The sequence below is a fragment of the Wenjunlia tyrosinilytica genome, assembly GCF_014646055.1.
Lineage (GTDB): Bacteria > Actinomycetota > Actinomycetes > Streptomycetales > Streptomycetaceae > Wenjunlia > Wenjunlia tyrosinilytica.
Genome location: NZ_BMMS01000037.1, coordinates 21,629 through 48,220 on the forward strand (window position 1 = coordinate 21,629; position 26,592 = coordinate 48,220).

Here is a 26,592-nt window from a genome sequence, read left to right on the forward strand (position 1 = left end):
GGGCGGCTCGGCGCGGAGCACCTTCGGTGGAACTCGTCCGGTCTGGGCCAGACGAACCGGGCCACGAGCCGGGCCCACGGTCATGCGACCGCAGACCCGACTGTAGCGAACGGGGCCGACACTCAGGGCGTGATCCGCGCGGCCGTCACACGGTCGGAGTGGATGCGGTGGGCCTTGCGGCCGGCGGGCGACTGCATGAGCGCGGTCGCGGAGTGCTCGATCATTGCCACGTGCACGCTGACCGGCGCGGTGGCCCGCACGAGGTAGCCCTGCCCCCGGCGGATCGTCTTGCCGTTCCGCAGGGCCTCGCGCACCGCGTCGTCGGCGACCTCGGCCAGGTGCTCGGCGACGAGGCCGGGCACCTCGACCACCACGACGGGATCGGCGTCGACGGCCTGGTCATGGCCGTCGCTCTCGTCATGGCCGTCGCCGTCGAGCAGGGCGGACAGGTCGTCGGGCACCTCGCGGAGCCCGGCGTCGTCCAGGACGCGGCGGATGGTCTTCGGCGACGTGCCGTACTGCCGGGCGAGGGCCTTCACGGCGGCGCCCTCGCGGTACGCGGTGACGACGTCGGCCGCCTGGTCCTTGCTGAGCGCGGACGGCCGCCCGAGGGTCTTCCCGGCCGCCGCCGCGGCGGCGACGCCTTCCACCGTGTTCTCCGAGATCAGCTCGCGCTGGAACTGGAGGACCGAGGCGAGCACGTTGACCACCATCGTCGTGCCGGAGTCGTCGGCCGCGAGGTCGATTCCGGAGAGCAGACCGCTCTGCACGCGCAGGTGCAGGCCCCGCCGGGTGAGGACCGGGCGCAGGGCCAGGACGTCGGCCACGGACCGGAAGAGGCGGGCGGCGTCGGCGATCCGGATGGTGTCGCCGACGGCGGCCTCGTCCAGGAGCTGCTGGAAGCCCTTGCGGTGGATGGACAGGATGCGGCTGGACGTCGCCGGGTCCTCGTACATCGGGGCGCCGGCCTCGATGAGGGTCTTGAGCGCGAGGCGCTGGCGGGCGTTGGTCTGCTTGTCGGTGGAGTGCCGAAGGTAGAGCCGGTCAGTCACGGCGGCCGTCCTTGTCGAGCGGGGTCACGGTGCCGCCGACCAGGCGCTCGGTGGCGTCCATCGCGTGGGCCTTGCAGGCGAGGAAGGACCCCCCGGCCGCGTCAGTGACCTTGTGGGTCAGCGGCTCGCCGCACGGGACTCCCAGCCGGTCGTAGTTCCACGTCCGGCCGCACGTCTTGCACCGGGTCCGGCCGCCGCTGGAGACCAGGGTGTTGCCGTGCTCGGGGCAGACGCCCCACGGCACCGCGCACACCGAGCCGTCGCGCACGGCGCGGACCCGGGCGAGTTCGCTGGCGGTCTCCTCCAGGGCCTGGCTCACGTCGGTGAGCCGTCCGGCGGCGTCGTCCAGGCGGAAGACGGTGTGCCGGGTCTCCTCACTGCCGCGCAGCCGACGCTCGACGTCGCGGATGCGCTCCTGGAGGGCGGTGGCGTCGGCGATCAGCGCGCGGACGTCGGCCGGGGTCGGCTCCCGGTCGTCGGCGTCGGTGGGCTCGTCGCTGAGGCTGCCAGCCTCCCACCGGTCGAACCCTCGCTCGCGGACGTGGGTCCACACCTGCCGGGCGCCGATGATGCCGTCCGCCCACGTGAGGGCCGCCTCGATGTCGGCGTTCTCGTCGCGCGGGTGAAACAGCTCGTGGCACTCCACGATGCGCTCGCCGGTCACGCGGTCACCGGTCAGCTCCCAGCCGGGCACGTCGACGTCGATCGGGCCCGGAACGAGCTTGAAGCGCGGGAAGGACATGGTTCCCCCTCGGGTTCGGCCGGGCCGGGGCGGCGCGGCTTCCGATGAACACCCTAGGGGGGCGAAAAGGGGGGGCGCAAGTACGGAACGGATTCCATTGGATCACAGACCCCCCTAGGGCCGGTTTTCACCCGTTTGGGCGATTCGGCGGATTGGATCGGCTACCGGGGGCGAAGACGACCGTTTCCGCCTCCTCGAACTCATTGGATACGAGCCTGACCGATGCCGGGGAAGCTCAGTCGCGCTGCACCGGGGCGAACGTCGATTCGCAGTCCCCGCACAGGATGCTGCGGCGGCTCAGCGTCCTGGGTGAGACCCGGATGACAGTGGGCGGCTCACAGTTGCAGACCGCCTTGGCGTAGTTGCGGTCCTCCTTCTCCACGACGGCGGGTCCGTCCTGGTGGTCCTCGTCATCGGTCTCCGAGTCGATACCGGTGTCGTCCGCGCTGGAGCGAGAGCCGCCACCGGCACGGAGTAGGGCGAGGGGCCGCACCCGGGTCGCATGGATCGCAGCGTCCAGGGCCGCGATCTGCTCGGCGTACGCCGCCTTGGTCTCGTCGGTCATCCTGGTGCCAGCGAACCCGTACCGCTTTTTGAAGAAGGCGCTGACGTCGGCCTTTTGGGCAAGGCCCAGCTCCGCGGCAGCCGCCTTGAAGTGCTTGTTGTGGTACTGGCTCGCCGAGCAGTCGTTCACGCTCCGGGTCTCGTTGAGACCGTGCGCAGCCTCGTGCACCAGGGACTCGAAGACCTCCTCGGCGCCGTCCTCCAGGGATTCGGCCGTGACAAACACCTCGTGGTGGGCGGTGCCGCCGTTGCGGCCCCGCCAGCGGTGGGCGGCAAAATGCGCGAGCTTGGCGTGGCTCTCCCGGCCCCCGGTAGCCATGGAGATCACCGCTTCGGGGACGTCCGGGTGCCGGGCCCGAATCGCCCTCCACCCGGCGATCAGAGCCGTGGTGACGGCCGCCGCGTACTCGGCAACAGGGGGCGCTACCAGGGCCGGGGCGTCTGATGCGGGTGCCTGCGCCGGTACCGACAGTGCATCGGCTGCTGTGGTCATGGAGGACACCTTAACTCAAACTCACCTCTTAAGAGGTGAGTTTGAGAGGTAAGTTGGCCTCACGTCTCGTCGCCGAAGGGAAATCATGAGCAACTTCGAGAACACACCGACCAGCGTCGTCTACGACGTCTTCGCCGAGACCGCCGGCCTGCTCACGGCCCGGTACACGAGCTTGTCGGACGCCGCGACCAGCGAGCCGGAGCGTGAGCGGTGGTGGGCCAAGGTGATGGAGCTGCGCGACACCAAGCGGGCGGTGCCAGCACACGACCGTGAACAACTGATCGTGCACATCACGCGGTGGGCTGCTGACCTTAAGGCCCTGGAGTCCGCCGACCGTGACTGAGGCGAGCGATTACTTCCTCACCGACAAGCAGCTCCTCGACCGGTTTGAGGAACGGGTCAAGGAGTTCGTCTTCGGCGGGTACAGCCCGCAGGCCGAGCCGGTGCTCATACTGGCGGGCGGACAACCGGCGGCGGGTAAGAGCCAGGCCATGGCGGCCATCCAGCAGCGGCACGGGCAGGGCGTAGCGGTGCCACTGACCGGGGATGAGCTTCGAGGGTTCCATCCCAGGTACCAGGAGTTGCTGAGGGAGAGCCCGCAGGTACTGGAGTCCGCGACCGCTCAGGCTTCAGGACCGTGGGTGCGGATGAGCATCGACTTTGCCCGGGACAACGGTTACACCCTCATCCTTGAAGGCGTCTTCCGCGATCCGAACATGACGCTGGGCACGGCCCGGGAGTTCGCGGCGGTCCGGTTCGGTGTCGAGATGGTCGCACTGGCCGTCCGCGAGGAGCGGAGCCGCCTGGACGCCTTGCACCGCTTCCTCAATCCGGGTACCGGCCTGCCCGGGCGCTGGACCCCGCCGGAGTTGCAGGATCTGGCCTACCGGATGACGCCGCAGACTGTCGCCGCCGCCGAGGCGGACGCGGCGGTACGCCAGATCACCGTCACCAATCGGACGGGCGTCGACCTGTATGTCAATGAGCGTCGCGCGGACGGCGCGTGGTCCACGCCTGCGGCGGCCGTGGAGGCTATCCACGATGAACGGGCCCTGCCGCTGGCGCGCGAGGAGGCCCGCGGATGGTTGGACCGGTATCGCGAAGTCATCATCACCTTCGCCGTGGAAGGCCGGGTCAACGATGCGAGCAGTGGTGTCCTGCAACGTCTGACCCAGGACGCCGACACGGTCGTGCAGATGGTGGATCACGATCCGAGGAGCCCACTGCGAACCGGCCACCAGGCATCCCAGACACTGCTGCGGCAACTGGCCACCGTGCCCATGGCGAACCGGGGCCAGGCGCTCCCGCTCCACCTGCTGCCGGACCACGAGATCACGGACCGCAGTGAGACACAGCGCCGCAGGCAGCTCACACCGGAGCAGCGCCTGGCCGAAGACAGTATCCGCCATCAGGTACGTGAGCGTCTGAGCGCTCAGCACTCCACGCCGGGCGAACAGCGCACTGCCGGACAGGGCCCGCGTGTGTCCTCGACGGCAGCAAGGTCGCGCTCGACCACGACGCGACAAGTGCCCCCGCAGTCCGGCGTCGGCGGAACGGAACAGCCCCCTCACCTGCGGCGGCCCGGTAACGAGCAGGAGCGCGGACACAGGCCGAGCCGGTAGAGCCGGTGACGTCGGATCGGTGCCGCTGCCGCCGCGCTGCCCACCGATCCGACGGCATACAAGGCCGCAGAACGGGTGTGCGCGTCAATCGCCCGTGCGATGCCACGCGCTGGGCACCACGCTGGGGAGGCGATGGCCGATCTGGTGCTCACCCTTGGTGCAGCCCGAGAACGGGCCGGTGGAACCGCGCAACTCCCGCAGGGCGGGATCCAGGTGGTCGCGGTGCCACACCGAGGGGCCGGTGTAGCCGCAGGACGCCGGGTCGGTCAGCTCCTGCCAGGCCAGCCACACCGCGTGCAGGCGGGCGATGGCCACAGTGTGCTCGAACCACAGGTGACACCACCTGGCATCGGCCGACGGTTCGGCGAGGTAGCCGGGCACGAGCACGCCCTCGACCCACTCGATCAGGGCCCGCAGCTCGTCGTCGTACGACGGGGCGTCGAGCAGCAGAACGAATGGCGGGTACTGCCACTCGTCCTCCGTCTCGTCCTCGGCCTTCCCGTCGGCGTCGTCGGAGGCCTCGCCCGGCTCGGCGCCGCCCCCAGTGAGGGCTTCGACCTGGGCAGTCAGGTGCGCGAGTTTGACCTTGAGGTCCTCGATGTCCTCGAACATGCCGACCGGCACGTGCAGTTCCGGGACCTCTTCCGGCTCATCGGGCATCGCGGGCCGCCTTCCGCTCCTCATACGCCGCGGCGGCGCGCTTGGCGATGGCGTACTCCTCGTCCTTCATCTGCGGGCCGATGTGCGCCATCAGCTTCTCCGCGTACCAGGGGCGCAGGCCGATCTGCGCGACGGGCATGCCTGTGGCCAGCAGCAGGGCCGTGCCCTTCTTCATGGCGCGGATCTCGGCCGGGTCGAGCACCTGCTCGCGCTGCTCGGAGTAGCTGCGGCTGTAGCCCTCCTTGCTCTTGGAGTACGAGCCACGCTCGACGTAGTGCGCGCCGGTCAGCGTGCTCACGTCCTGCGCGAACTTCGCGTCGTCCAGGCCGACGCCGATCAACTTCTTGGTGGCCGCGCTCCACATCGAGTCCATGCCGACCTCCCCCCACGCCTTCACGCCCTGCCTGTACGACTGGAGGATCACGAACGGGGTGATCCCCCGGCTGCCGAGGTGGCTGTAGAGGTCGGGCAGGTCCGCGATTCTGCAAATGTTGGCGGCCTCATCGAGTACGGCCCGCATCGGCTCGGGCAGGCGGCCGCCGTTGCGCTCGCCCGCCTCGGCCCCGGCGGTGAACACCGCGTCCGCGAGCGCGGCCACGACGGCGGAAGAGGGCCCGCCCTTCTTCGACAGGAGGTAGAGCGTGTCCTTGCTGGTCGCGAAGTGCTCGGGATCGAAGCGCGGGTAGCGCTTGTCCGGCGTGACCCACGCAAGGACCTTCTCGTCGCGCAGGGCGCTGGCGGCAGTCCGGGCGTTCTGATAGATCCCGCTCTGCGTCTCTTCGGCGATGTTGATGGACGAGTCGACCTGTTCGGCGAGCACGGGTTCGTGCTGGTAGAGCACGCGGAGCGGCGCCTTCTCCTGCGGGTCGGACAGCCACTTCATGACGTCGCGGACAGTGCCGCCCTCCCACCATGCGGCCCGGAACAACCCCACGAGGAGGTCGCCGGCGGCCTGGGACCAGAAAGGGTCGGCCTGCTCGCTGGTGATCTGGGTGACGAAATGGGAGGCCAGGCGCTCGGCGCCCTCCAGCGTCTCGGCCTGGGCGATCATGTCCCACCACATCTGGCGCTCGACCTGGGCCACGCCCTGGGTGTCCAGGATCCAGGCGTGGCCGACCTTCGAACGGCTCCCGAGGGTCGCGGCGTAGACGTCGGCCTTGTTGCTGGTCATCAGCAGGGCCGCCGGGGCTTCCTCGGCCACGGGGATGGCGAGGCTGGTCGACTTGCCCGCCCGGGGCGCCATGATGGCGACGTAGGTGTCCTCGTCCGAGCCGCGCAGCTCGATACCGGAGGGCATGTGGTCGCCGAGGAGCACGCCCCGGTCGCGGGCCGGGATCTTCGCGGGCTTGGCCTCCGTCAACGAGGAGCGCAGCCGGGTCGCGGTACGGGCGGCGTGCTTCGGCGCCAGCTCGCGCACCTGGTGCAGCGTCGCCAGGCTGCTGGGGTTGCGGAACCAGCGGAAGGCCACCCGCAGGCCCCACACCACGAGGACGACGACGGCCACGTCGAGCAGCCCGGCACCGACGGTGGACGCGGTCCGGGAGTGCGGCCACAGCGTCGACCACTCGGTGGCCATCTGGAAGGCACCCACCAGGGACAGGGGAAAGGGGGCTACGTCCTCGCCGGTCGCCAGCGCGCCGACCGCCGCCCCGGCCCACGTCGAGACGGCCAGCGTCACCGTACCCCCGAGGGCGATGCCTCCGGCCGCCCATGCCCGGTCGTTCTCCGTCATCATCAGCTACCACCTCCTGGGGCGGTCGTGATCCTGCGCCGGTTGGTGTCCGTGCGGTACAGCCGCAGCTCTGTCCCGGTCAGCTCCAGCGCGGCCGCGATCCCCGGCCGCGTCCCGATCTTGATCAAATACTTGCCGCGGCCCGGGTGCCGGGTGCCCTCTTCCTCCAGGGGCGCGGTGCCGTCGGCGTCGTCGTAGGTGGGGTCGATGTCGAGCCCGGTGCTTGTCGCTGAGGACCACGAGCCGATCATCATGCGTTCCTGCTCGGTCAGGGACCGCTTGCCGGTCACCCGGCGCAGCTCCTCCTCGGAGGACGCGCCGATTACCCACGTGTCGCACCGGTCCATCAGGCCTCTGGCCTTGGCCCGGTCGGTCTCGGTGGGCAGGGCTTCGACGTCGAGCAGGGAGTGCGTGACGTAGATCGTGACGTCGTTGGTGGTGCGGTTCAGGCGGCTGATGGCGTCCATCGCGTCCACGAGGCCCGGCCCGCTGCGCAGCGCTCGCCACATCTCGTCCATCGGCAGCACGAGCGAGCGGTCCATCAGGCCGATACTGCGGGCGCTGTCGATCGCGCTGTAGGTGTAGGCCCATGTGGCGATCATCCCGGCCGATACGACGTCGTGGCCGCGCGCACGCAGGGCGGAGATGTCGACCGAGACGGCGGGGGCGTTGATGTCCAAGGGGGTCGTGGTCGGCCCGTCGAAGAGGCCCTTCAGCGGGCCGCCGATCAGGTTGTCGAGCCCGGCGATGACCGAGCGGGTCAGGTCCTGGTACCGCTCGCCCTCCGCGGCGAGCTTCATCCGTAGCTCCTCGGGCGCCGCCCGCAGCACCCGAACGACGTCCGAGACGATGGGGTCGCTGCCCGACTCCTGTGCGACGGAGGCGACCTGGACCGCGGTGTCCAGCGCCGAGCGCTCGATCTCGTCGGGGGCCCGGCCGAGCCCGTGCTTGGTGGACAGCAGGGCGACCAGCGTCTCCAACCTGCGCCCGTTCAGGACGTCGAGCAGGGACTCTCGGCGGTCGACGGACAGCGTGTGCAGGCGCCCCTTGAGCGGGCCGGAGTCCAGCGGATTCAGGCGCCCGATCCCGTCGCCGATCCGCACCACCGACCCGCCGAGTTCGGTGATCAGCGCGCTGTACTCGCCCTTGACGTCTCCGGGGACGCACACCATGTGCCCGTACGCCGAGTACACCAGGCACACGCGCTTGACCAGCGCGCTCTTGCCCGCCCCGGGCTGACTCATGACCCACATGCCGGGGTTCGTCGTCAGCTTGCCGGTCCAGCCGGACGGGTCGATGCACACCAGCTCGCCGGTGAGCACGTCCCGCCCGACCGGTACACCGCGCGGCGGCAGGCCCGATCCCAACAGGAAGGGATAGATGCCGCCGGCCTGGCTGGTCGGGCCGGTGTAGACCGTGCCCGTGTCCTCGACCGGGACGCGGCCGCCGAACCGTCCGCCCCATCCCAACCTGGGGGCGAAGCGTCCCTTCAGCTTCTTCTCGGCCCGCCGCTCCTCGCGGGTCGGGCCCTGCTCGGCCACCCGGACCACGCGCTTGGGCGTGGTCACCGGCACCGGTTTCGCCTTGCGCGCCACGTCAGTCCTTCACCAGCGGGTTGTAGCCGAGCGGCAACTGGGCCGCGAAAACGGCGGCCTGGGCGCCATACGCACTCCTCATGCGGATACCTCGGGTCGCCTTGACCGCGCGGGCCAGCTCCTGGCGCGCGGCGGGCAGCTCGGCCGTGCTGCGGGCGGTTGCGGTCACCATGAGCGTCCAGTCGACCACCTGGGAGCCGCTGGCCACCTGAGCGGCGGCCTTCTCCGCGCGCTGGGCGTCGGCCCGCTGCGACCACTTCGCGCGGCCCTTGACCTCTGCGGTCGCCTGCGCGCGCTGGTGGGCGTGGCTGATCTCCCGTTCCAGCACCGCCTCGCCCTCGTAGGGGTCGAGCACGCGGTACGCAATGGTGATGCGCCGCTGGTAGCGGCCGGGGGCCAGCAGCGGCAGCAGCACGCTGTACGGGATGGGCCGACGAGGCATCTCGCGCAGTACCCAGCTGATGGACACCCCGCCGTCGTGCGCGTACTCCTCCCAGCCGTCATCGGCGGCCTGCGGCCCGCACTCACTCCAGCTGAGTTCTTCGAACTCACGGTCCCTCGCATTGAAGACCTCGGGGTCGTACGCGCTGCGGACGATCCGGCGCAGGTCGATGTCGGTGGCCCGGCGCTCGATGTCGGTGCCGGTGCCGGACAGGTCCAGCCCGTCGACCACCCGCAGCGACTCGGCGACCTGCTCGGCAAGGTCCGCCGGCGGATTGGCGCTCGCGTTCGGGTCCACCGTGACGCTCATCCAGGGCGCCACGCTGGCGGTGGCGTGCGGGGTGGTGCGGACCAGTTCGTCAATGATCTTCTTGGCCAGCTGCGGCGCGTGCGGGTCCTTGCGGGCCTTTACGTCGTCACCGAGGGCCTCCCCCGCTCCCGGGGTGATCTGGATGGTCACGCTCGCGCCCTTGACCTGCTCGTCCGTGCTCATCGCATCGAGCACGGACGACCAGGTGCGCAAGCTGCTCTGCACCGCCCCGGTGGGCGCCATGAGGCTGCCGCCCGGGGCGAGGAGAGTGGTGATGGTCATGTACCCGGTGGTCCGGTCGTGGACGACGCCGACGGACCGGCCGGTGGTCGGGTCGTGAGCCTTGATCAGGGTGGAAGAGGCTCCGACGCCCGGCAGGTCCAGGGCGTACGGGTGCGGCAGCAGCGTCCGCCGGTAGGAGGTGGCGTCGAACCGCGCCGCCCGCCGCCAGGAGAGCTTGGCCCAGTAGTAGGCGAGCGCGGACATGCCGTGGCGCTTGGCGGCGGCCAGGGCGAACACTGCGCCCGTCACCGGCAGGGTGACCAGCAGGGAGAGCGGGGCCTGTGTGGCGATCAGGCCGTCCGCCGTCAGGACCACAGCCGCGATCATCGTCGCAGTCCGGGACAGCCCGCCGAAGCCGAAGCTCCGGCGGGCACGGAAGCCCTCGACCATCAAGGTCTTCGGCACTTCATGGGCGGTCACTGCTGGTTCCCCCCGCCCATCTGGCCGCTCGCTCCCTGAACCGCGTCGTTGACGCCGTCCAGGACCTGGATGCCGACGCCCACCGGGCCTGCGGCGCTGGCGGCACCGGCCGAACCCGCCGCCGCGGCGCCGGTGCCGGTGGCGCTCGAGGTACCGGCCGCCAGGCCCTCACCCGCGGCCGCGTCGGCGCCCGCGGCGCTTTCGGCTCCGGCCGGGCCGGGCACACGGGCCCCTGCCTCGTTCCGGGCTGCCTGCGCTTGGGCGTCGCCGCCCGAGCTGCCGTCTTCGCCGGAGTCGGCGTTGCCGCCCTGGCCGCCCATGCTCTGCTCGACGTACCGAGCGTGTTCCACGGCGCTCGACGGACCGTTGCCGCCGTCACCGCCGTCGTCACCGCTGCTCTTACCGCCGAAGTAGCCCGCGGCTGCGGACAGTGCGCCGCTGGCCCCGCCCGAGCCCATCCCGGCACCGACCGCCGCCCCGAACGGTGCGAACACCTTCGCGAGCTGGGCGGGCGCGAGGACCGCAAGGACGAGGGTGGCGCAGCCTCTCAACCACTCGGCCAAGGTCTTGGCGTGCCCGAACTCGGCGAAGCCGGTGCAGATGATGATGGCCACCATCGGCTTGTACGCCACGATGACCATGCCGCTGGTGATCAGTGTGGGCGCCCACTTGCGGGTGGCGTCGCCGCCGGTGCGGCCGCCGCCGGCCACGGGCAGCAGCAGGCAGATGATGGGTATCGCGCTTTGCCGAAGGAAGATCATGACCATCTGGATGAAGCCGATCAGCAGCAAGACCGCGACCACGCAGAGCATCGTGATGGGGTTCGCGACCGTGCTGGGGAGCAGTACCGCGATGATCCGCTCGTAGGCCTTACCGTCGTCCGCGAAGGTCGCGTTGACCAGACCGGTGCTCAGCGCGTCCCCGAGAACCAGCAAAAGCGCGAACAGGGACACCCCGAGGGTGGACAAGAAGAGGTTCTCCACCCATCCGGCCATCGCCCGCCCGGCGTGCTTGGTCTGCCCGGTCACGGCCATCTTGCCGAGTTGCCACATGATCCCGGCCACGGCGATGACCAGCCCGAGCCAGGTCAGCATGCCTGCCAGGGTGGCGGTCCCGCCCCACAGTCCGGTGCCCTTCAGGTCCACCGATGGGCCCAGCAAGGCGAAGGTGAGCACCTTCTTGATGACCCACTTCGTGACGTCCTGAGCGCTCTTGACGATGTCGCCGAGGACGCTCTCCCAGACGTTCTTCCAGGCCTTCTTGATCGCCTTCTCGCCCGCGTCGCCGACGGCGTCGCACATGTCCGAGCCGGTGAGGCCGCCGATGCCGGTGTGCAGGATCGTCCCCAGGACCGGGCCGGTGCCGACCAGGCACACCCCTTCAATGGTGTTGCCGATGATCCCGTCGGCGGCCGCGGGCTGCGGCGCGGACACCGAAACTCCGAACACTGCGACCAGGGCGAGCAGCAGCGATGCGAGCCGCCGCTTCACGACGCCTGCCTTATGGCTGTCCACCCGGACCCGTTGAAGTCGGGGTCACCGGGGGCCGCCATCTTCGGCTGGGTCTGCCCCTGGACGTCCTGCTGTGCGCCCTTGGTGGCGGCGCCGGTCAGCTTCCAGTCGCCGTCCTCCCACTGCGCGCCGGCCAGAGTGCGGGTGTAGGACCCGGACTCCTTCTTCATCTCCCCGGCCTTCTGGACCACCCGGCACAGCAGCCACGCACTGACCTCGGTGTCCGACTTCTTGATGACCTTGAAGCCCACGACGGTGCTGCGGACGTACGCGCCCGACGGCAGCGGCTGCCCGGGGCTCACGCCCATCTGCTTGGCGAAGGCCTTGTCACTCTGGACGGCGTTCAGCTCGATCTGCTCGGCGTTCTCCGAGGACTGGTCGGCCTTGCCGATGTACGAGTGGTAGATGCGCAGCTGCTCGTCGACGTTGGACTTCTCGCCCTCGATGGCGGTCGTGTTGGCGGCCACCATCATCGCCACCGCGCCCTCGGTGCCCTCGGGGAAGCCGACCGTGCTGCCCTTGCTGTCGGTGCGCTTCCCCCGCGGAAGCGCCGCCCACTGATCCGGCTCGGTCCAGTCCTCCGGCGGCGCGTACGTCGCCGACGGACCGGAGGACGGGGACGCACTCGCACTCGCACTCGATCCGCCCTTGCCCGGCGTGTCCGTGCCTCCGTCGTCCCCGCCGAACGCCGCGTAGCCCGTCAGGGCGAGCACGGCCGCGAGCGCGGCGCCCGCGAACCAGACTCCCTTGGTGTTCCACGTCCCCCTGGTGCGTCGTCCCATGCCTCCCGCCTCAGCCTGCGATGCCGTTAAGAATGGCGATCAGGGAGCTGGACAAAAGGATGGCCGCGATCCCGCCGCCCATCCACTTGAAGGGCTCGGAACCGCCGCCGTTGCGGCTCTTGTCCGCCACGGCGAGCTTGTACACGCCGTAGGCCGTGCCGCCGACTCCGGCCAGGACCAGCAGCCACAGGCCGTATCCGAAGATCTGGGCGACAGGGCCCTCCATCCCGGGGATCTTCGTGGGCTTGGCCCCGGGGATGAGGCCGCCCCTGTCCTTGTCGCCGTCCCCCGCCAGGTACATCGCCGCAGCGAAGCGTTCCAGGGCCATGGTCATTTCCTCTCCATTGTGCGCCGCAGCTTCTCGGCTGCGGACTGGACGTCCTTGTACTCCAGGGCCTCGTCAGGTCCCTTAACAGCTCGCAGGACCGGCAGGTACGGCACCTTCGCCACCCCGGCCAGGCGCCCTTCCAGGGCGCGGACCAGGAAGCGGGCGTCCTGCACCGGGCGAGTCGGGGCGTCAGCCACCCAAACGAGCCAGGGCTTTGGCAGGGGGCCCCAGCGCAGCAGGGTCTCCTCCAAGCACGTCACGCTGTACAGCGTCGTGTCGGCCACGAGTACCGGGGCGGCCCCGTACGGGATGTACTCCCCTGGCGCGAGGACACGGGCGCGGGGGCTGCCGGAGTCGCCGTCGAGCATCCGGGCAACCGTTGCCACTGCAATGCCGTAACCGTTGATGGGCATCAGCGCGTACCGGAGCGCAACCGGTGCAGTGCTGCCTGGGGTTGATGTCACCGGTTGGGTGGTCATGCCGCAACTCCCCCCTATATGCCTTTGGTTAAGTCACGATATTGGGTTCTTGGGATCACTGAGGGTAGCGTGAACCTTCGAAAAACCTGAATGGGCTTTCGCGGTAGCCGGAGGTTGGGTCACAAGTGTCGCTCTACGGCAAATGCGCGAAGGCGCGGATTCTGCCCGCAAAGCGACGGTTGTTCCGAGATGGCGGCCCGATCGCAGCTGGTGACCCCGGCACCCTTCGCCGCGTCACACGCACACCCATCAGCCAACCCCCGAGTCGCCAACGGCCCCGCACGGACGCCTCCATTTCGCTGCGCGAAATGAAGAGGTCGGCATTGGCTCAGCGAAGTCACCCCATGAGAGACCGACCCTACGTGAGCCGTGGGCCCCGCCCACGGTCCGGGCTCCACCTCAATGGAGGCGCGCATGCCGAGCGCATCGTGATCTAGTACGGCAGAAAGTCACACAACCGGCGCGACCGCGAAGACACAAGCCCGGGGGGATAGCGCGTGAAGGTGCTCGTTGGAGCTGCCGCGACAGTGATAGGCCTCGTCGTCCTGGCGTTCATCGGGGTGGTGGTCCTGGTCGTGGAGGACGACGCATCGGCCACCGAGACGACGGACGGCGGCGGCGGGTTGCGGGGCGTTCCCTCCGAATTCCGCAAGTGGATCCTGAAGGCAGACGCCGACTGCAAGCAGCCGGGGATGACCCCGGCACTGCTGGCCGCTCAGCTCTACCAGGAGAGCAAATTCCAGACCAGCCACGAGGAGGCCACCAGCGACGCCGGCGCGCAGGGACCGGCGCAGTTCATGCCGGAAGCCTGGGCGACATGGGGTAGGGATGCCGACGGCAACGGCGAGTCGAGCCCGTGGGACATCGGCGACGCCGTCATGGCGCAGGGCCGCATGATGTGCTCCCTGCTCAAGCAGGCGAAGAACTCCGGCTACCCCGGCGACGTCCGGGCGCTCGCGCTGGCCGGTTACAACGCCGGATGGGGCCGCGTCCAGGAGTACGGCGGTGTGCCCCCGAAGTCGTTCGCCAAGGGCGAGACGTACAAGTACGTGCAGATCATCCTGTCCACCATGTCGCGCTTCGAGGGGCCCGGCCTGCTCACGGTCTCCGGCTCCGGCTCGGGCGCGGACGCCCTGCGCAAGGCGGCCACCCGGATGGGCACCCCGTACGCGTGGGGAGGCGGCGGACCGTCGGGTCCGTCGACCGGATTCTGTGATGGCACCAACGGCTACCTCAACGGTAAGTGCGCCGCGAGCAACACCGTGGGCTTCGACTGCTCCAGCCTCCTCCAGTACGCGTTCTGGCCCAAGACGAAGCTGCCGAGGACGGCCGCCGCTCAGTACGGCGCCACGTCCGACCGGCCCGTCTCCCGCAGCGACCTCAAGCCGGGCGATCTACTGTTCTGGTCGCACGGCGGCACCGGGTCCATCTACCACGTTGCGATATACGCGGGCGACGGCAACCTGCTGCACGCGCCGCGCACCGGCCGCCACGTGGAACTCGCCCCCCTCACCTCGGCGATGCCGGAGAGCGACTATGTCGGCGCGACCCGCCCCTGATACGGAAACGACGTGTGCCGCAGACCCGAATCGGTCTGCGGCACAGGTGCGTCGGGGCGGCGGACTACCGGGTCTTGCCACCCTTCGCAGTGGGCCCGGCCTCCCGGTGCGCGGCCACCGCTGGCTGGGCAGGCGCCGCGCCCTTCGACGCGGAGGTCTTAGTAGGGTCCACGCTCGGCGACTGCGACCGGGCCGCCGCGGTGTTCACCTTCACCCCGGACTCCGTCGCGGGTCCGCCGACCGGCTTGCGCAGCGCGTCGTTGGCGGCCTGGACCAGCCGTCCACCCATCTGCGTCTTCGGTCCCGCCTCCCAGGCGGTGTCCTTCGACAGGCCTGCCAGGTGCTCCGCCACCGGCTTGCCGTCGCGCTCCATACGCTCCATGCGCGCGGCGATCAGCGGCCACTGCTTCGCGGCGACGAGCATGTCCGCCTCGCGCTCGCGCCCGGGCAGCGCCTCGCGCACCATCCGTGTGTAGCGCTGGTTCTCCGACTGTGAGATGGCCAGCTGCCGAAGGGCTCGCTCGCGGTCGGACAGGTCCAGATCCCTGGGGATGTCCAACCCGGTCGTCAGCGGCCCGTACGACAGCATCGCGTCCCGGCTCGTAGTCGGCACCTCGGCAGCCGCGAGCACCTTCGCCACGGCCTGGTCGACGCCGACGCCCTCCTCGTGCGCGAAGGCGAGGATCGCCCGCACGTCGACTCCCCGCTCGTCCAGCTTCGCCATCGTCGCCGCCATGTCGGGCCACGCCGGGGAAGACAGAAGCGCCTCACGCACCGGACCCGCCGGCATGGTCTCTCGCAGCATCCCGGCCCACGTGTCCGTGCCCTCGCGGGCCACCCGCTCGGCGTTCGCAGTGACCGCGTCCCGCACCGTCACCGCGATCTCGCCGACGCGCGGGAGCATCGCCTCCAGGTCCACCCCGGCACGACGCAGAGCCACCAGCTGCTGCGCGAGCTGCGGCCAGTCGGCACCGTCCAGCAGCACCGCGCCGATGTCCGACGGCAGCAGCTTCTGCACCTTGCCGGAGGCCTCCGCCACCGACTCCTCGGTGGTCGGCAACTCCTCCTCCGCTCCGCCCTTCTGGCGCTGCTGGTGACGCCGCACCGCGTCCGCGATGGCCATCACCAAACGGAACGCCACCACGGAGGTCTGCACCGCCTCGGCGGCGGCCGCCGCGAACGCCTCTCCTACCTGCTCCTCCGGCGCCGGTGTTGCCATGTCTCGCTCCCCTCGCTATTGGGCCCGCTTCGGCCCCTTGCGCTGCTCGTCGCCCGGCGGTCGACGTGTCGGCCCCGGCGACCCCGTCTTGCGGACCGCACCGGCGCCTCCAATGCCCCCCGTGGACGTCGGCGGCGGGTTCTTGCCGGAGGCGGTCGCCGCCGAACTGCGCTGGCGCTGCCACCCATCCAGACGCCATGTAAGCACCTCGGCAACGGAGTCCGCCGAGGTCATTTCCCGGCGCGCGGCTACTGCGGCCAGGACGTCGGCCGGGTCCTCGCCCGCCTTCTCGACCGCGACCAGGCGCGTGCGCAACGCGGGCCACGCCGGGTCCGCGAGCACCGTACGTGCGTGCTCGGGAAGGGCCTGCTGGAGCACCCCAGCCATCGGCCCCTCGCCGGACACGGCGGGCGTCCGCCGGGGCCCGCCGGGTCGTGCGGCCGCGCGCTTCGGGCGGGGCCGGTACTCCCGTGCCGCGCTCGCACCGGCGGTCACCTCGACCGCTTCGCGCAGCAGTCGACCGGCCCGCCCCGAGGCCTCCGCCTGGGCGCGGTGCTCCTGCGCCTGGTGCCAGCGCCGGGACGCCTCGATCGCCGTCATCAGGGCCAGCAAAAGCCCGAGTGCGGCGACCGTGTCACTGCGACCGGCCGCAGCGGCGGACTGCGACAGCAGGTATGTCGACTCCCGGTAGAGTCCGCGCGCCTGACCCTCCAGCGCACGGTCACCCGGGACGCGGGACGCGCGCTCGAATTCGTAGGCGGCCTGCCTCATCCGGTCGCGCACCATGCGCGGCGAGATGACGGCGGCGACGACGATGAGGTCACCGAGCGCGGCGACGTCTCCGGCCCCCTCGCTCAGTCCGCCGGCGCCGAGCTGGTCGGCGGCCGCGCACACCCGGCGCTCCGCCTCGCGCCACATCTCCGCCGCCGCGACCGCCGGTACGACCGTCGGCGTCAGCCACCGCTCACGTACCCGAGGCAGGGAGAGGTCCGGGGCGAGTCTGGCGCCGGGAAACCAGACCGCATGCTGCCCGCCGTCACGGTCACCGGGCATGGCGACCGAGTACCCGGTCACCTTCCCGTCCGGCGCGATGCGCTGCTTCACCCGCACACCGGACGTCGACAGCCGGGCGAAGAAGTCGGCATCGCTCACGGCGGCGGCCGCCGCCTCGCGTACCGTCCGCTGGAGCGTCTCGCGTACCGGCTCCGACAGTCCGCGGCGCTGCGCCTTCTCCGTCTCCCCCGTCTTCGGCCACTTCCTCGCGGTCTTGTCGCCGTGCGTCAATCGGCGCAACCCGAACTCGACCTCGAACTCTCGCGCGGCGGCATGCATCTTCACGATGTCCTTCCGCAGATTCGGCCGCCGACCGTCCTGCCGTGCCTGGGTCGCCACGATGTGGATGTGGTCGTCAGCATGCCGAACCGCCACCCACCGGCAGGCCTGGTCATCACCGTGCTTAGCGACGCCGGAGGCATGCATCATCTCGCGGGCGACCCGGGCCCATTCCCCGTCCGTGAGGGTGCGGTCCTCGGGTGCATTGCGCACGGCCACGTGGTACACGTGCTTGGGCGGCTTCTTACCCAGCAGCGCGTACACCGGGGCATCCAGGATGAGCGCCAGGTCGGCGATCGTCATGTCCGGCGAGCGCGCCGGGTCTTCCACGTACGGGTCGTCCCAAGAGGCCACCATGTGCGGGTCCGTGTGCTCATCGCGCTTGCCCGGCCCGAACAGGTAATCCAGCAGCCCCCAGGTGTCGTTTCCCTCCCGGGCCTTCTTCGGCATCACGACCGCGGCCGCCGCTCGCGCATCACCTGCCGGGTCGCCTCGTCCATGCGCTGGATGGCCCTGTGTACGGCGTCCAGGGCGGCCGCGAGTTGCGCGGCGGTGACCGTGCCGTCAGCGTTCAGGGCCTTCGCGATCTGGTTCACGTTGTTGCCGACCCGCGAGACATGGTTGCGGGCCTTGATGAACTCGGCGACGACGTCGCGGGCGTCGGCCGACACAGGGACGACCCTCTCCTTCGCCACGTCCAGGGCGGCGTTGCCGACCCAAGCAGCGAGTGCCTGACTATCGCGGGCGGCGGCCTCACGGACGATCGACAGCTCCGTGTCGTTGTAGGAGACAAGGAAGCGGTTAACGCGACGGCCATCGGCACCGCGTTCGCGGCGTCGCAACGGAGCGCTCCTCCGGCCGTCCGCTGCCGGTAGCTCTGCCACGGGCAGCCCCCTTTCCACCCACCCGGTCCGTCCTCGGACCCAAGATCCCCGGCTGCCACCCTAGTGGACCAACAGCCGGGGATCCCACTTACTGATATCAGTAAGCACTAACTCGCTTTCGGTGGTTGAGGCCGTCGGAAGCGCACACGGTGCGCATGGCCACCTGTCAAAAATCCCTGCGGCCTGCGGTGATGGACCCGCCCCCGCAGCCGCCGTCTGGGGCCGTAACAGTACGATCACGGCATGGCGAGTTCACATGACATCATGCAGCGGATGAGAGAAGTCCAGGCGGCCCGCGAGAAGGCCTTCGAGCCACTGGCGGAGATCCTGGGACGGCGCGCTGAACTCCAGCGCCAGTTGGCAGAGCTGGACGCGCCGTACATCAAGGCGTTCGTCGCTGCGGAGGCGGCGGGCTGGACCGCAGAGGAACTGACGGCGATCGGCGCCGAGGAACCCGCGAAGCGTCCGAAGGGGCGCCCGCGCACCCGACGGACGACGAAGAGGGAGAAGCCGGAGGCCTCCGCAACGGAGTCTCCGACTACCCCGCCTGTGGGTACAGTGCCCGCACAGGAAGGCGCCGCAGAGGCTGCCACGGCGACCGCCGGAAGTGTCTCCGGCTGACCGCAATGAACGCAGAGAGAAGGGGCCCCGCTTCGCGAGGCCCCTTCGTGATGTGCACGCATCCCTCCTCGGCTGATCCAGTGTCCGGCCGGGCTCCTCCGCGTCAAGGTCGTACGTCCGCTCCTCGCCTCATCGCTCGTCCCTCCCGACGCGCCTGCGGTGCGGGCGCTCCTCCTTGACTCTCCGTCCCCCGGCCTTGGGAAGGCCTTGACGGGGAGGGAGGAAAAGAGTCGGCGCCGGGGGCCGGGAGGGGGGGTCGGGCCGTCGTGCGAGTGCGACTCGCAAGGGGGTGGGCGGTTCCAGAAATCTGGGACACACAGTGGTGCCCCGGAACCCTCACGGGTGGGTATCCGGGGCACCTCTTCCGGCCGCTGCCCGCGACGGAGGTGGCGCGGGCAGCGGGGTTCAAGGGGCGGGCTACGGCCCGCTGCTGCGGCAGTCCCTCACAGGTCACCCGCTGCGATCATCTCCTTGCGCGTCCGCCGCACCGTGAGCTTGTGCGGCTCCTCCGCCGGCCACTCCTCTCCGCCGCCCGTCTGGCGCCGGAGCCAGGCGACTCCGCCGCGGACATCGGTCACAATGGCCCGGGTCTTCCCTTCCATCACCTCGTCGCCGACCGACGGCAACGCGTTGGTCTCGGTCATCGACTCACCTTCATCTCTGCCCAGACGCGCTTGCCCCACGGGCGGCGTCCGCGACCCATCAGGTCGTATCCCCATCTGTCCGCCAGTTCATCGACCAGAGCCAGTCCGCGGCCGTTGACGTCGTCCGGCCCTCCCTCGCGCATCTGCGGCAGTCGGTTGGGCGCACGGTCGACCACGGCCACGTAGACCCGTTCGTCGTCGGGGCGATTGATGATGACCCGGACGCTCCCGCCGCGGGCGTGTCGGACCGCGTTCGCGAACAGCTCCGACATCAACAGCGCTGCGCTGTCTCCTGCTTCGTGCATGTTCCAGGCGCACACGGCCACGCGCGCTAAGCGCCGTGCCTTCTCCGCCGTCTCGGGGGTGCGCGTCATCGTCTCGCTGTAGCCGGGATGTCCCGACCCGCGGGGTGTGGTGGTCATGTCGGGCATCGCCAGACCTCGGGTAGCGGATAGTCGAGCCATGACCGTAAAAGCCGGAGGGGGTAGCGACAGGTACAGTCGCTACCCCCTCGTCGAGGGGTACAGGTTGTACCCCTAAGCGGCGACGCCGAGCTGACGCGCGAGGCCCCGCGCGTCGTCGCGGATGATCGCACTGCCGTTCTCCGCCAACTCCGCTGCGGCGCCCCTCGCGAACAGGTTGAAGCGAGCCGTCTCAGGGCTGGCCTCATACGCCTTCTTCAGCAGATGCACGACCGCCACGGACTCGCCTTCCATGCTGTACGCGCGGGCCGTCTCGATGATGTGGAAGCTGCGGCGGGTGGCGCTCTGCATCGTGCCGAGGTCGACGTGCGTCGCCGCGTCGATCGCAGCCCCGCCCCGCACGAGGTCGTTGTTCATCGTGATCGCGTACGCGTCGACCATGCTCCGGCCGAACACCAGCCACGGGTGCGCGTACCCGTCGCCGAGTCGGCGGGCGGCCGCGGCCGCCCGGTCCCAGTGCCGTTCGGCGTTGCCCTTCTGCCCGACCCGCGCGTACGACAAGGCGACGGCCAGGTGCAGCAGTCCGCCGAGGGCGATGTCCTCCGATCCGCGGTCCGGGTCGAGCAGCTGGATGGACTTCATTGCCAGCTCGACGCGCGCCTCGTGACGCTCTCCGGCGTCCCGGAAGACGTGGTTGAGGTACCACGCCGAGGCGGCCATGGCGCGCGGACTGTCGGCGTCCTGGGCCATCGTCATGGACCGGTCGCCGGTGAGCATCACCAGCTCCGGCGCGGGCTGGAAACTCAGGTACAGCTGGGCGAGATGGTAGGCCTGCGCAAGGTGCACCTGGACCTGTCGACGCTCGACGCCTTCGTGTGTCCGGGCGGCGTGCTGGAGGTCGGCCAGCAGGGCAGGCAGCACGTTGGCGACGCGGGTGCGGTGGTCGCCGAATCCGTGCCATGCCTGCCATGCGTTCTGCACCCGGGTGGCGAGCTCTGCGGTCGGCGCAGGCTCCTCGTCCCGAACAAGCAGATCGTAGGTCGTCAGTGCTTCCTTCACCCGCAAGAGCTCAGGGTGAGCGGCCTTCGTGTAGGTGGCGGCCGCCAACCGCTCGTCACCGGTGAGAGCGGCAAGGTCGTCCACGCCGAGGGCCTCCGCGAGACGCAGAAGGAGCGGCAGGCGTGGCATGCCGAGTCGGTCGTTCTCGATCGCCTTGACCCATTCCGTGCTGCGGCCGACAAGACCGGCGAGCACCGGTCGCGTCTGCCCCTTCCGCTCGCGCTCTCGTCGGACCCGTTGGCCGAATGTACGCGGGCCATTTTCAGCGTCGTGCGCCATGATGGACTCCGTTCTGACGTCGCGCTCAGGACGGTACCGGTGCGCGAGCGTCCGGCGACACCGGTCTCGGGTCGAGGACCCGAAGGGTGACCGAAAAGTCCCGGTGGGCCGCTGATCTCCAGCGGTCCACCGGGACTTCGTCGTGAGGGTGGGTCAGGCTGCGGGGAACAGCTCCAGTTGCTCGATCGCCCCGTCTTTGGTGCGCGGGGCGGGCAGTGCCGGGCGGCCGGTGTCGGCGGCCTGGCCGTCCAGCCGGTAGAGCGCTGTCTGGTAGGTGGCCACCGGCTCGTACCAGTCCTCGCCCTGGACGGCGGAGGAGACGGCCGCGCCCATGACCGGGCTCACCGCGTCGGCGATCATCTGCGCGATGTTCCGCACGCCGCGGGCGCCCGCGCGGGTCGGGATGTAGGTCCACGGGTAGTCGCGGCGGAAGCCGACCAGGGCGCCGAGTTCGGGGGCGGTGATCGTGTTGGTGCCCTCACCCTGGGGGACGTAGGCCGGGCGGAACTTGATGCCGTACCAGGGGGCGGTGACGCACTGGCCAACGTCGTTGAGCGGGAACGATCCACCGCCCATGGGCTTGCCGGTCTCGGGGTTGATCCCGCGCTTACCGCGGGTGTCGGCCCACCAGTCCGTCGGGAGGTCAAGCGCGGCCGCAACGGTCACCTTCGGCAGGGCGGGGCGCCCCTGGTAGGGATCGATCCGCCGGTCGAGTTCCGGTGCCCAGTCCGGCAGTCGGCCGGTGCGCTTGAGGACGTACGCCCACATCGCGCGGGCCGCCTTGTCACCGTCCACGTGGTCCGCGTAGCGGGGCTCCTCGTAGCGGGTGGCGACCATCCACGCGCGCTCGCGGTGGGTGGCTGCGCCGAAGTCGGCGGCGTCGGCGACCTGCCACGAGCACCAGGCCCAGCCGAAGCCCTCGACGCTGGTGATTTCGGACTGGATGGCCTCGGCCAGGGCCGGGCTCTGCTTGAGGAGGTTCGCGCTCTGCTCCATGGTGATGGACACCAGCGGGGCGCCGATCTGGACCAGGCACATCGGCCAGATCAGCATCTCGGCCATGAGCGCCGTACGGTCGTCGGAGACCACGCTCGCCGTCCACTTCCGGAAGTCTGCGGGGGTCATGCAGGGGGGCAGGTGGCCGCCGCCGCACTGCTCGCCCCAGCCGTGGGCGTCGGGGTGGTCCTCCATACCGTCGATGACGTCGCCGAAGTAGTGGTGGGGGCCGCCGTAGAGGCTGCACAGGTCGTCCACCTCCAGGAAGCCGAAGGCCTCGCTCGCCTGCCACATGATCGACTGGAGTTCGGAGATCTGGGCGGCGTTCCACCCGGCGCGCTTGCCCGCGCCGGAGAGGGTCTGGCACGGCGGGGAGCCGTGGAAGCGGCGCACGCCCCGCAGGACCGGGTGGCGGGGGTCGAGCGTGCGGATGTCCGCCTCGACCACCCAGTGCCCGGCAGCCCGGGCGGTCGCCGCGGCGTCGCGGTTGAACTCGATCAGGACCCAGTCGCCACCGTCGTCCACCAGCGCCCGCCCGGCGGACATGCCGCCCGGGCCGCCGAACGCCTCAATGCCGCGCTCCGGGTCACCCTCGGCCCACGGACGGGCCCAGTGCGGCGGGTAGGGGAAGGCGAAGTCGGTGCAGGCCTGGCAGTCGGCGCACTCCGTGCCGGTGCCGCAGACAATGCAGTCGGCGCACGTCCAGCCGTCCCACTCCAGCACCGCCGGCCGGAAGCCACTCGCGTACGGGCGGCCGTCCTCGTCCGTCGCCGGTTCGGGGGCGGCGTCGCGCACAGGGGTGCCCACCATGACCGTCCTTGATCGTTGAGGTTTCTCGGTGTGGGCCGGGGGCCCGGTGGCCGGTTAGGGATTCCCGCCCCCTTCCGACGTAGACAATACTCTCAAGTTTTAAGGTTCGAGTCAACCCCCGGCGCACCACAAAATCGCAGCTCAGAATCCCTTTTGGAGGAGGGAGTCCCCCGACCCCACCCACCGATCACACCCCATCGGCCCGCAGCTCACCGCGCTCCCCTGCCCCCTCCGAGAGAGGGCAGGGGGTGTGGAGGCGGAGCCCCCGCGTTGCTTGGGCCCACAGCCTCCCGGGCACTCCCGCCATGAACTCATCTCTTAAGAGGTGAGATTGCGGACGGACCGGTGGCAGGGACGACAATGGCCAGCGCCCGCTCCGGGTCGCACTGGCCATCGTCCCTGCCGGGCCTGCTACTGCCGGGCCTCCTTGCGGGCCTGGGTGATGATCCGCTTCCAGGTGTCGACGGACTGCCCGTGGGTCTCGGCCAGGGCTGCGGCCACCTCTCCGGCCTTCCGGTCGGGCATCGCGGCCAGCGCCTCGGCGGCCAGCCGGACTCGCAGGTCGGGGGTCTTCGCCGCGCGGGCCTTGGAGTCGGGGCCGGGCGGGCGTCCGCCGCTGGTGCCGAACCCGCTGACGGGGTTGTCGACCCAGGCCCAGAGCTGGGCCCGGGTGCGGTACTCGCGGGTGCGGGTGGGCAGCTCCTCGACGCGGACCGGGTCGGGCCACTCCGGCGGGGGGTTCTTGGTGTACTGGGTGATCCGGCTGGGGTCGACGCCGAGCACGCGGGCCTGCTTCGCTGGCGGTAGCTGCTCGTCCGGGTCGCCGCCGCGGTCGACGCCGGACAGGTCCCGGGGCCGGTCGCGATGCTGGGCGAACCACTGGTCCCAGGCCTCCAGGTCCCAGTGCATGACGCCGTCAATCTCGCGGGGCTCGGGGTGACCGTTGGCCCGGCGGTCGCGCCACAGCCTCTTCAGGGTGGTCCCGCCGTAGCCGATGTGCTCGATCAGGTCCTCGCGGTTCGCCCACTGGCGGCCGTCGACGGTCTTCACGGGTGTGCTCCTGGTGGTGTCGGTCGTGGATACGATGGTGACTGGTCCGGTTATGGGTCTGTTGAGGGCCCTCGGTGGCCGGACCGCACGGCCCGGCGGGATTCCCACGCTTTTGCGCCCCGCCGGGCCGCTCGACGTCCGGCGCCGAGCGGCCCCGGCTCGCGGGCCGCCGTCAGAACAGGGTGCACTGCGCCTCATCGGCAGGCTCGCATCCTCGAGTACGGCGCCCTCCCCACGCGGCGCCCCGCTCCGCCCGGCGGTCGGGGCCCGACTCCGCCGGTTCGGCTTCGGCCTCCACCGGCGCCGCGGGCTCGGCGGTGACCGAGTCGTCCTTGGCGCAGGGGCACCGGCACCACCACACGCACGGCGCGTCGTCGGGCCGGACGATGAGCTTCGCGACGACCCGCCCCCGGGGGCCGTGCACCCAGTCGGTGTTGTCGTCCAAGTGCGGGCCGCCCTCCTGCCGGTGGACGCACAGCTCGCACCGGCCGCCGAGGCAGTTCCAGCACGTGCCCCGCTCGCACATCGACCAGCGCCAGAAGCCAAACGGGTACTTGCGGTCGATCTCCGTGAGGAACGCGGGCCACACCTGCTCGCGCACCCACGCGCCCTCGTCCTCACCCATGGGCGACGGGTTGGGTACCGGGTCGATGATGCCCATGATCAAGCCGCCCTGGAAGTTCAGGGCGGAGGCGCCCCGTACGATCTCGCGTTCCTCCGGCGTGACTGTGCGCTGCGGGCGGCGGATGACGTCGTTCATGCTGCGGTCCTTCGGCAGTTGAGGGGTTCGGTGTGGTGTGCGGCCCCGGCGGGGGAGCGGGATTCCCGCCCCGCTCCCCCGCTGGCCACGGCCGGTCAGCCCCGGGCGCGCTCGATGATCTCCCGCAGGCTGATGGACTTCTTGAACTGGTGGCCCATCTCCGCCTCGGCCTTGGCGTACTCGGCGAACAGCCCGGGGTTGAGCTGCGCGGAGCGCACGAGGTCGTCGGTGTGCGCAAGCGGGCAGGCGCGGCAGCTCAGGCGCCGCATACCCTGGTCGTAGGCCTCGTGGTGCGCGATGCCGTTCTTCCGGTGGGTCTCCCACACCTGCTCGGTGGTGAGCCGGTGGACCGGGAGCCACGTCGTCACGACTCTCAGCGTGCCCTTGCCGCTCATGCGGTTCCGCTCGATCTCGGGCTTGTTGGCGCGGGCCCGGGACTCCTCGGCGCGCATGCCCATCGCATATCCGGCCCGGATCGGGCGCCCCAGGTTCAGCTCGACGCCGGTCTCGTCCACGAAGTCCCGGCCGACCACGGTCTTCCCGTCACTCGTGCAGTAGCGGGCGAAGAACCCGGGCCAGTTGCCGTGCGAGAGGATCCGCTCCCACAGCGACTTCCACCGCTTGCTGCGGCGGACGGCGAACGGGACGCCGTACTGCTCAGCGTGCGCGCGGGCGACTTCGAGCGCACCAGGCCACTCGACCAGGTGCCCGTCATCGGTGCGGCCGAGGTCGCAGTGCAGTACGCGGACCTTGTGGAGCTGGCCCGCCTTGTCGGCCTGGGTGCACACCTCGTGCACGGTGGCGCCGGAGTCCTTGCCGCCGCTGTCGCCGACGATGACGACGTCGTGGGCGTCAAAGTCGAACTCCGCAGGGGGCGCGGCTGGCGGCGCGGGCGGCGCGGCGAACAGTTCCATCTGGGCGGCGGCGCATTCCGTGCCGCACGGCGGGGTGAAGGGCTTCTTCGTCACGATCGTCTCCTGGTTGAGGGATTCGGTGTGGTGCGCGGCCCCGGCCGGGGGAGCGGGATTCCCGCCCCGCTCCCCCGGCCGGTCGGACCGGTCAGTCGTCGGACTGGTCAGTCGTCGGTCCGGTCGACCCGGGCGTAGTTGTGGAAGTCGTCGCTGACGGGGAACTCGGTCGGCTCGGCGACGGGCGCGCACACCCACGTGTCCAGCGGGCCGGGCGTCTCCTGCTGGCCGCTGAGCCAGAGATGGAGGTCCGGCTGGACCTCGAAGAGGCCGCCGTCCTCGCCCTCGGCGTAGAACTGGGAGTTGCCGCCGAACCCGTACTCGTCGGCGTAGTCCCACACGCAGACCAGGTACGGGCCGCCCTCTTCCGCGATGCGCCCGAAGACCGACCGGACCTCATCGGCGCTGTAGCCGATCTCGAAGGCCCCGTGCAGATCGGCGAGCTGGGTCATCGGGTCCGGCGACGTCTGCGACGTCGTGATCCATTCGGCAAGAGCGCGGGTCGCGGCGACCTCCGCCGTCTCACCCTCGTCCGTCTTCCCGGTACTCTCCGGCGCGGGCTCCTGGTCGTCGTGCTCGCCGCCGTGCTGCACGATCAGGTCGCGCACGGCCTCGACCGGCACGTCCACGTACAGCGAGCCCTCGCCGAGGTTGCCGCCGGTCAGCCACTCCTCCCACTGGTCCTCGTTCTCCCAGGCCTCCGTGTCGGGGGCGGTCAGGCCCGCGTACAGGAAGACCTCCTCCGCCGTGTCGGCGCCGGGGCGGGTCTTGAGGGTGAGCACATGGCCGTCGGCGAGGCGGATGCCGTCGAAGACGTCGTTGGTCCCGCCGGCCGTGAGGCTGTCGAGTCGCGGCGTGCTGGTCATCGTGACTGTTCCTTCGAGTTGGGGTGGTTCGGTGTGGGCCCGGGCGCGGCGGGATTCCCGCCCCGCCGACGCCCGGGCAGGCGGGCGGTGTGGCCGTACCGCCGGGCCCA

The 26,592-nt window shown here is 70.6% G+C and carries 26 protein-coding genes; 4 read left to right on the plus strand and 22 right to left on the minus strand.

Features of this window, described 5'->3' with window-relative positions; genetic code table 11:
• Positions 1 to 122 precede the first annotated feature (122 nt).
• From IEY86_RS30570 to IEY86_RS30580, 3 genes are all read right to left on the minus strand, one after another.
• Positions 123 to 1,052, minus strand: a complete 930-nt coding sequence (locus tag IEY86_RS30570; protein WP_229698891.1) for a recombinase family protein — start codon at positions 1,050 to 1,052, stop codon at positions 123 to 125.
• Positions 1,045 to 1,794, minus strand: coding sequence for a hypothetical protein (locus IEY86_RS30575; protein WP_189135161.1), 750 nt, complete (start codon positions 1,792 to 1,794; stop codon positions 1,045 to 1,047). Before IEY86_RS30575 ends, IEY86_RS30570 begins: the two co-directional genes overlap by 8 nt.
• A gap of 235 nt (positions 1,795 to 2,029) precedes the next feature.
• Positions 2,030 to 2,851, minus strand: coding sequence for a hypothetical protein (locus IEY86_RS30580; RefSeq protein ID WP_189135162.1), 822 nt, complete (start codon positions 2,849 to 2,851; stop codon positions 2,030 to 2,032).
• An 85-nt stretch (positions 2,852 to 2,936) separates the two neighbouring features.
• Here IEY86_RS30580 and IEY86_RS30585 point away from each other — a divergent pair, with 85 nt between their 5' ends.
• Together IEY86_RS30585 and IEY86_RS30590 are read left to right on the plus strand one after the other, a co-directional pair.
• The gene (locus IEY86_RS30585; RefSeq protein ID WP_189135163.1) at positions 2,937 to 3,194 is read left to right on the plus strand and encodes a hypothetical protein; all 258 of its coding nucleotides are present in this window, start codon (positions 2,937 to 2,939) and stop codon (positions 3,192 to 3,194) included.
• Positions 3,187 to 4,473 (plus strand): zeta toxin family protein, encoded by a 1,287-nt coding sequence (locus IEY86_RS30590; protein ID WP_189135164.1) that lies wholly within the window; start codon positions 3,187 to 3,189, stop codon positions 4,471 to 4,473. The genes IEY86_RS30585 and IEY86_RS30590 overlap by 8 nt, the downstream gene beginning before the upstream one ends.
• A gap of 84 nt (positions 4,474 to 4,557) precedes the next feature.
• On the opposite strand, the gene IEY86_RS30595 is transcribed toward IEY86_RS30590, so the two are convergent.
• The 8 genes from IEY86_RS30595 to IEY86_RS30630 are packed head-to-tail and all read right to left on the minus strand — an operon-like array spanning position 4,558 to position 12,920.
• Positions 4,558 to 5,133 carry a DUF4913 domain-containing protein gene (locus IEY86_RS30595; protein ID WP_189135165.1) on the minus strand — a complete coding sequence of 192 codons (576 nt, stop codon included), beginning with the start codon at positions 5,131 to 5,133 and terminating at the stop codon, positions 4,558 to 4,560.
• Positions 5,123 to 6,868: a type IV secretory system conjugative DNA transfer family protein gene (locus IEY86_RS30600; protein ID WP_189135166.1), complete on the minus strand. Its 1,746-nt coding sequence runs from the start codon at positions 6,866 to 6,868 to the stop codon at positions 5,123 to 5,125. The genes IEY86_RS30595 and IEY86_RS30600 overlap by 11 nt, the downstream gene beginning before the upstream one ends.
• A complete protein-coding gene (locus IEY86_RS30605; protein WP_229698892.1) occupies positions 6,868 to 8,460 on the minus strand; it encodes a putative type IV secretion/conjugal transfer ATPase in 1,593 nt (530 codons plus the stop codon). Before IEY86_RS30605 ends, IEY86_RS30600 begins: the two co-directional genes overlap by 1 nt.
• Before the next feature lies 1 nt (position 8,461).
• Complete coding sequence (locus tag IEY86_RS30610; protein WP_229698893.1) at positions 8,462 to 9,913, minus strand: SCO6880 family protein; 1,452 nt, start codon at positions 9,911 to 9,913, stop codon at positions 8,462 to 8,464.
• Entirely contained in the window at positions 9,910 to 11,403 is a 1,494-nt protein-coding gene (locus tag IEY86_RS30615) for a hypothetical protein (protein WP_189135167.1), read from the minus strand. The genes IEY86_RS30610 and IEY86_RS30615 overlap by 4 nt, the downstream gene beginning before the upstream one ends.
• Complete coding sequence (locus tag IEY86_RS30620; RefSeq protein WP_189135168.1) at positions 11,400 to 12,206, minus strand: hypothetical protein; 807 nt, start codon at positions 12,204 to 12,206, stop codon at positions 11,400 to 11,402. The genes IEY86_RS30615 and IEY86_RS30620 overlap by 4 nt, the downstream gene beginning before the upstream one ends.
• Before the next feature lie 10 nt (positions 12,207 to 12,216).
• Positions 12,217 to 12,540, minus strand: a complete 324-nt coding sequence (locus IEY86_RS30625) for a hypothetical protein (protein WP_229698894.1) — start codon at positions 12,538 to 12,540, stop codon at positions 12,217 to 12,219.
• Complete coding sequence (locus tag IEY86_RS30630) at positions 12,537 to 12,920, minus strand: hypothetical protein (protein WP_189135169.1); 384 nt, start codon at positions 12,918 to 12,920, stop codon at positions 12,537 to 12,539. The genes IEY86_RS30625 and IEY86_RS30630 overlap by 4 nt, the downstream gene beginning before the upstream one ends.
• Before the next feature lie 590 nt (positions 12,921 to 13,510).
• Between IEY86_RS30630 and IEY86_RS30635 the strand changes: the two genes are divergently transcribed.
• Positions 13,511 to 14,572: a C40 family peptidase gene (locus IEY86_RS30635; protein ID WP_189135170.1), complete on the plus strand. Its 1,062-nt coding sequence runs from the start codon at positions 13,511 to 13,513 to the stop codon at positions 14,570 to 14,572.
• A 64-nt stretch (positions 14,573 to 14,636) separates the two neighbouring features.
• Here IEY86_RS30635 and IEY86_RS30640 read toward each other — a convergent pair whose 3' ends face one another.
• Genes IEY86_RS30640 through mobC form a run of 3 tightly spaced genes read right to left on the minus strand, consistent with a single transcriptional unit; the run spans position 14,637 to position 17,965 of the window.
• Positions 14,637 to 15,791, minus strand: a complete 1,155-nt coding sequence (locus IEY86_RS30640; protein ID WP_189135171.1) for a hypothetical protein — start codon at positions 15,789 to 15,791, stop codon at positions 14,637 to 14,639.
• Positions 15,792 to 15,806: 15 nt separating this feature from the next.
• Positions 15,807 to 17,573, minus strand: coding sequence for a relaxase/mobilization nuclease domain-containing protein (locus IEY86_RS30645; RefSeq protein WP_189135172.1), 1,767 nt, complete (start codon positions 17,571 to 17,573; stop codon positions 15,807 to 15,809).
• Positions 17,573 to 17,965, minus strand: a complete 393-nt coding sequence (mobC, locus tag IEY86_RS30650; RefSeq protein ID WP_189135173.1) for a plasmid mobilization relaxosome protein MobC — start codon at positions 17,963 to 17,965, stop codon at positions 17,573 to 17,575. Before mobC ends, IEY86_RS30645 begins: the two co-directional genes overlap by 1 nt.
• Positions 17,966 to 18,250: 285 nt before the next feature.
• On the opposite strand from mobC, the gene IEY86_RS30655 reads away from it, so the two are divergent.
• The gene (locus tag IEY86_RS30655) at positions 18,251 to 18,628 is read left to right on the plus strand and encodes a hypothetical protein (protein WP_189135174.1); all 378 of its coding nucleotides are present in this window, start codon (positions 18,251 to 18,253) and stop codon (positions 18,626 to 18,628) included.
• A 443-nt stretch (positions 18,629 to 19,071) separates the two neighbouring features.
• Here the strand turns inward: IEY86_RS30655 and IEY86_RS30660 are convergent, their stop codons facing one another.
• From IEY86_RS30660 to IEY86_RS30695, 8 genes are all read right to left on the minus strand, one after another.
• A complete protein-coding gene (locus tag IEY86_RS30660; protein ID WP_189135175.1) occupies positions 19,072 to 19,272 on the minus strand; it encodes a hypothetical protein in 201 nt (66 codons plus the stop codon).
• Positions 19,269 to 19,694 (minus strand): ATP-binding protein, encoded by a 426-nt coding sequence (locus IEY86_RS30665; RefSeq protein ID WP_308425187.1) that lies wholly within the window; start codon positions 19,692 to 19,694, stop codon positions 19,269 to 19,271. The genes IEY86_RS30660 and IEY86_RS30665 overlap by 4 nt, the downstream gene beginning before the upstream one ends.
• 114 nt (positions 19,695 to 19,808) lie before the next feature.
• Positions 19,809 to 21,032 carry a helix-turn-helix domain-containing protein gene (locus IEY86_RS30670; RefSeq protein ID WP_189135177.1) on the minus strand — a complete coding sequence of 408 codons (1,224 nt, stop codon included), beginning with the start codon at positions 21,030 to 21,032 and terminating at the stop codon, positions 19,809 to 19,811.
• A gap of 153 nt (positions 21,033 to 21,185) precedes the next feature.
• A complete protein-coding gene (locus IEY86_RS30675; protein WP_189135178.1) occupies positions 21,186 to 22,838 on the minus strand; it encodes a class I SAM-dependent methyltransferase in 1,653 nt (550 codons plus the stop codon).
• Positions 22,839 to 23,249: 411 nt separating this feature from the next.
• On the minus strand, positions 23,250 to 23,888 hold the full coding sequence (locus tag IEY86_RS30680) for a hypothetical protein (protein WP_189135179.1): 639 nt from the start codon (positions 23,886 to 23,888) through the stop codon (positions 23,250 to 23,252).
• 172 nt (positions 23,889 to 24,060) lie between these two features.
• Entirely contained in the window at positions 24,061 to 24,648 is a 588-nt protein-coding gene (locus IEY86_RS30685; protein ID WP_189135180.1) for a DUF6248 family natural product biosynthesis protein, read from the minus strand.
• A 95-nt stretch (positions 24,649 to 24,743) separates the two neighbouring features.
• On the minus strand, positions 24,744 to 25,616 hold the full coding sequence (locus IEY86_RS30690) for a phosphoadenosine phosphosulfate reductase domain-containing protein (RefSeq protein ID WP_189135181.1): 873 nt from the start codon (positions 25,614 to 25,616) through the stop codon (positions 24,744 to 24,746).
• Positions 25,617 to 25,723: 107 nt separating this feature from the next.
• Complete coding sequence (locus IEY86_RS30695) at positions 25,724 to 26,482, minus strand: hypothetical protein (protein ID WP_189135182.1); 759 nt, start codon at positions 26,480 to 26,482, stop codon at positions 25,724 to 25,726.
• Between the last annotated feature and the right edge of the window lie 110 nt (positions 26,483 to 26,592).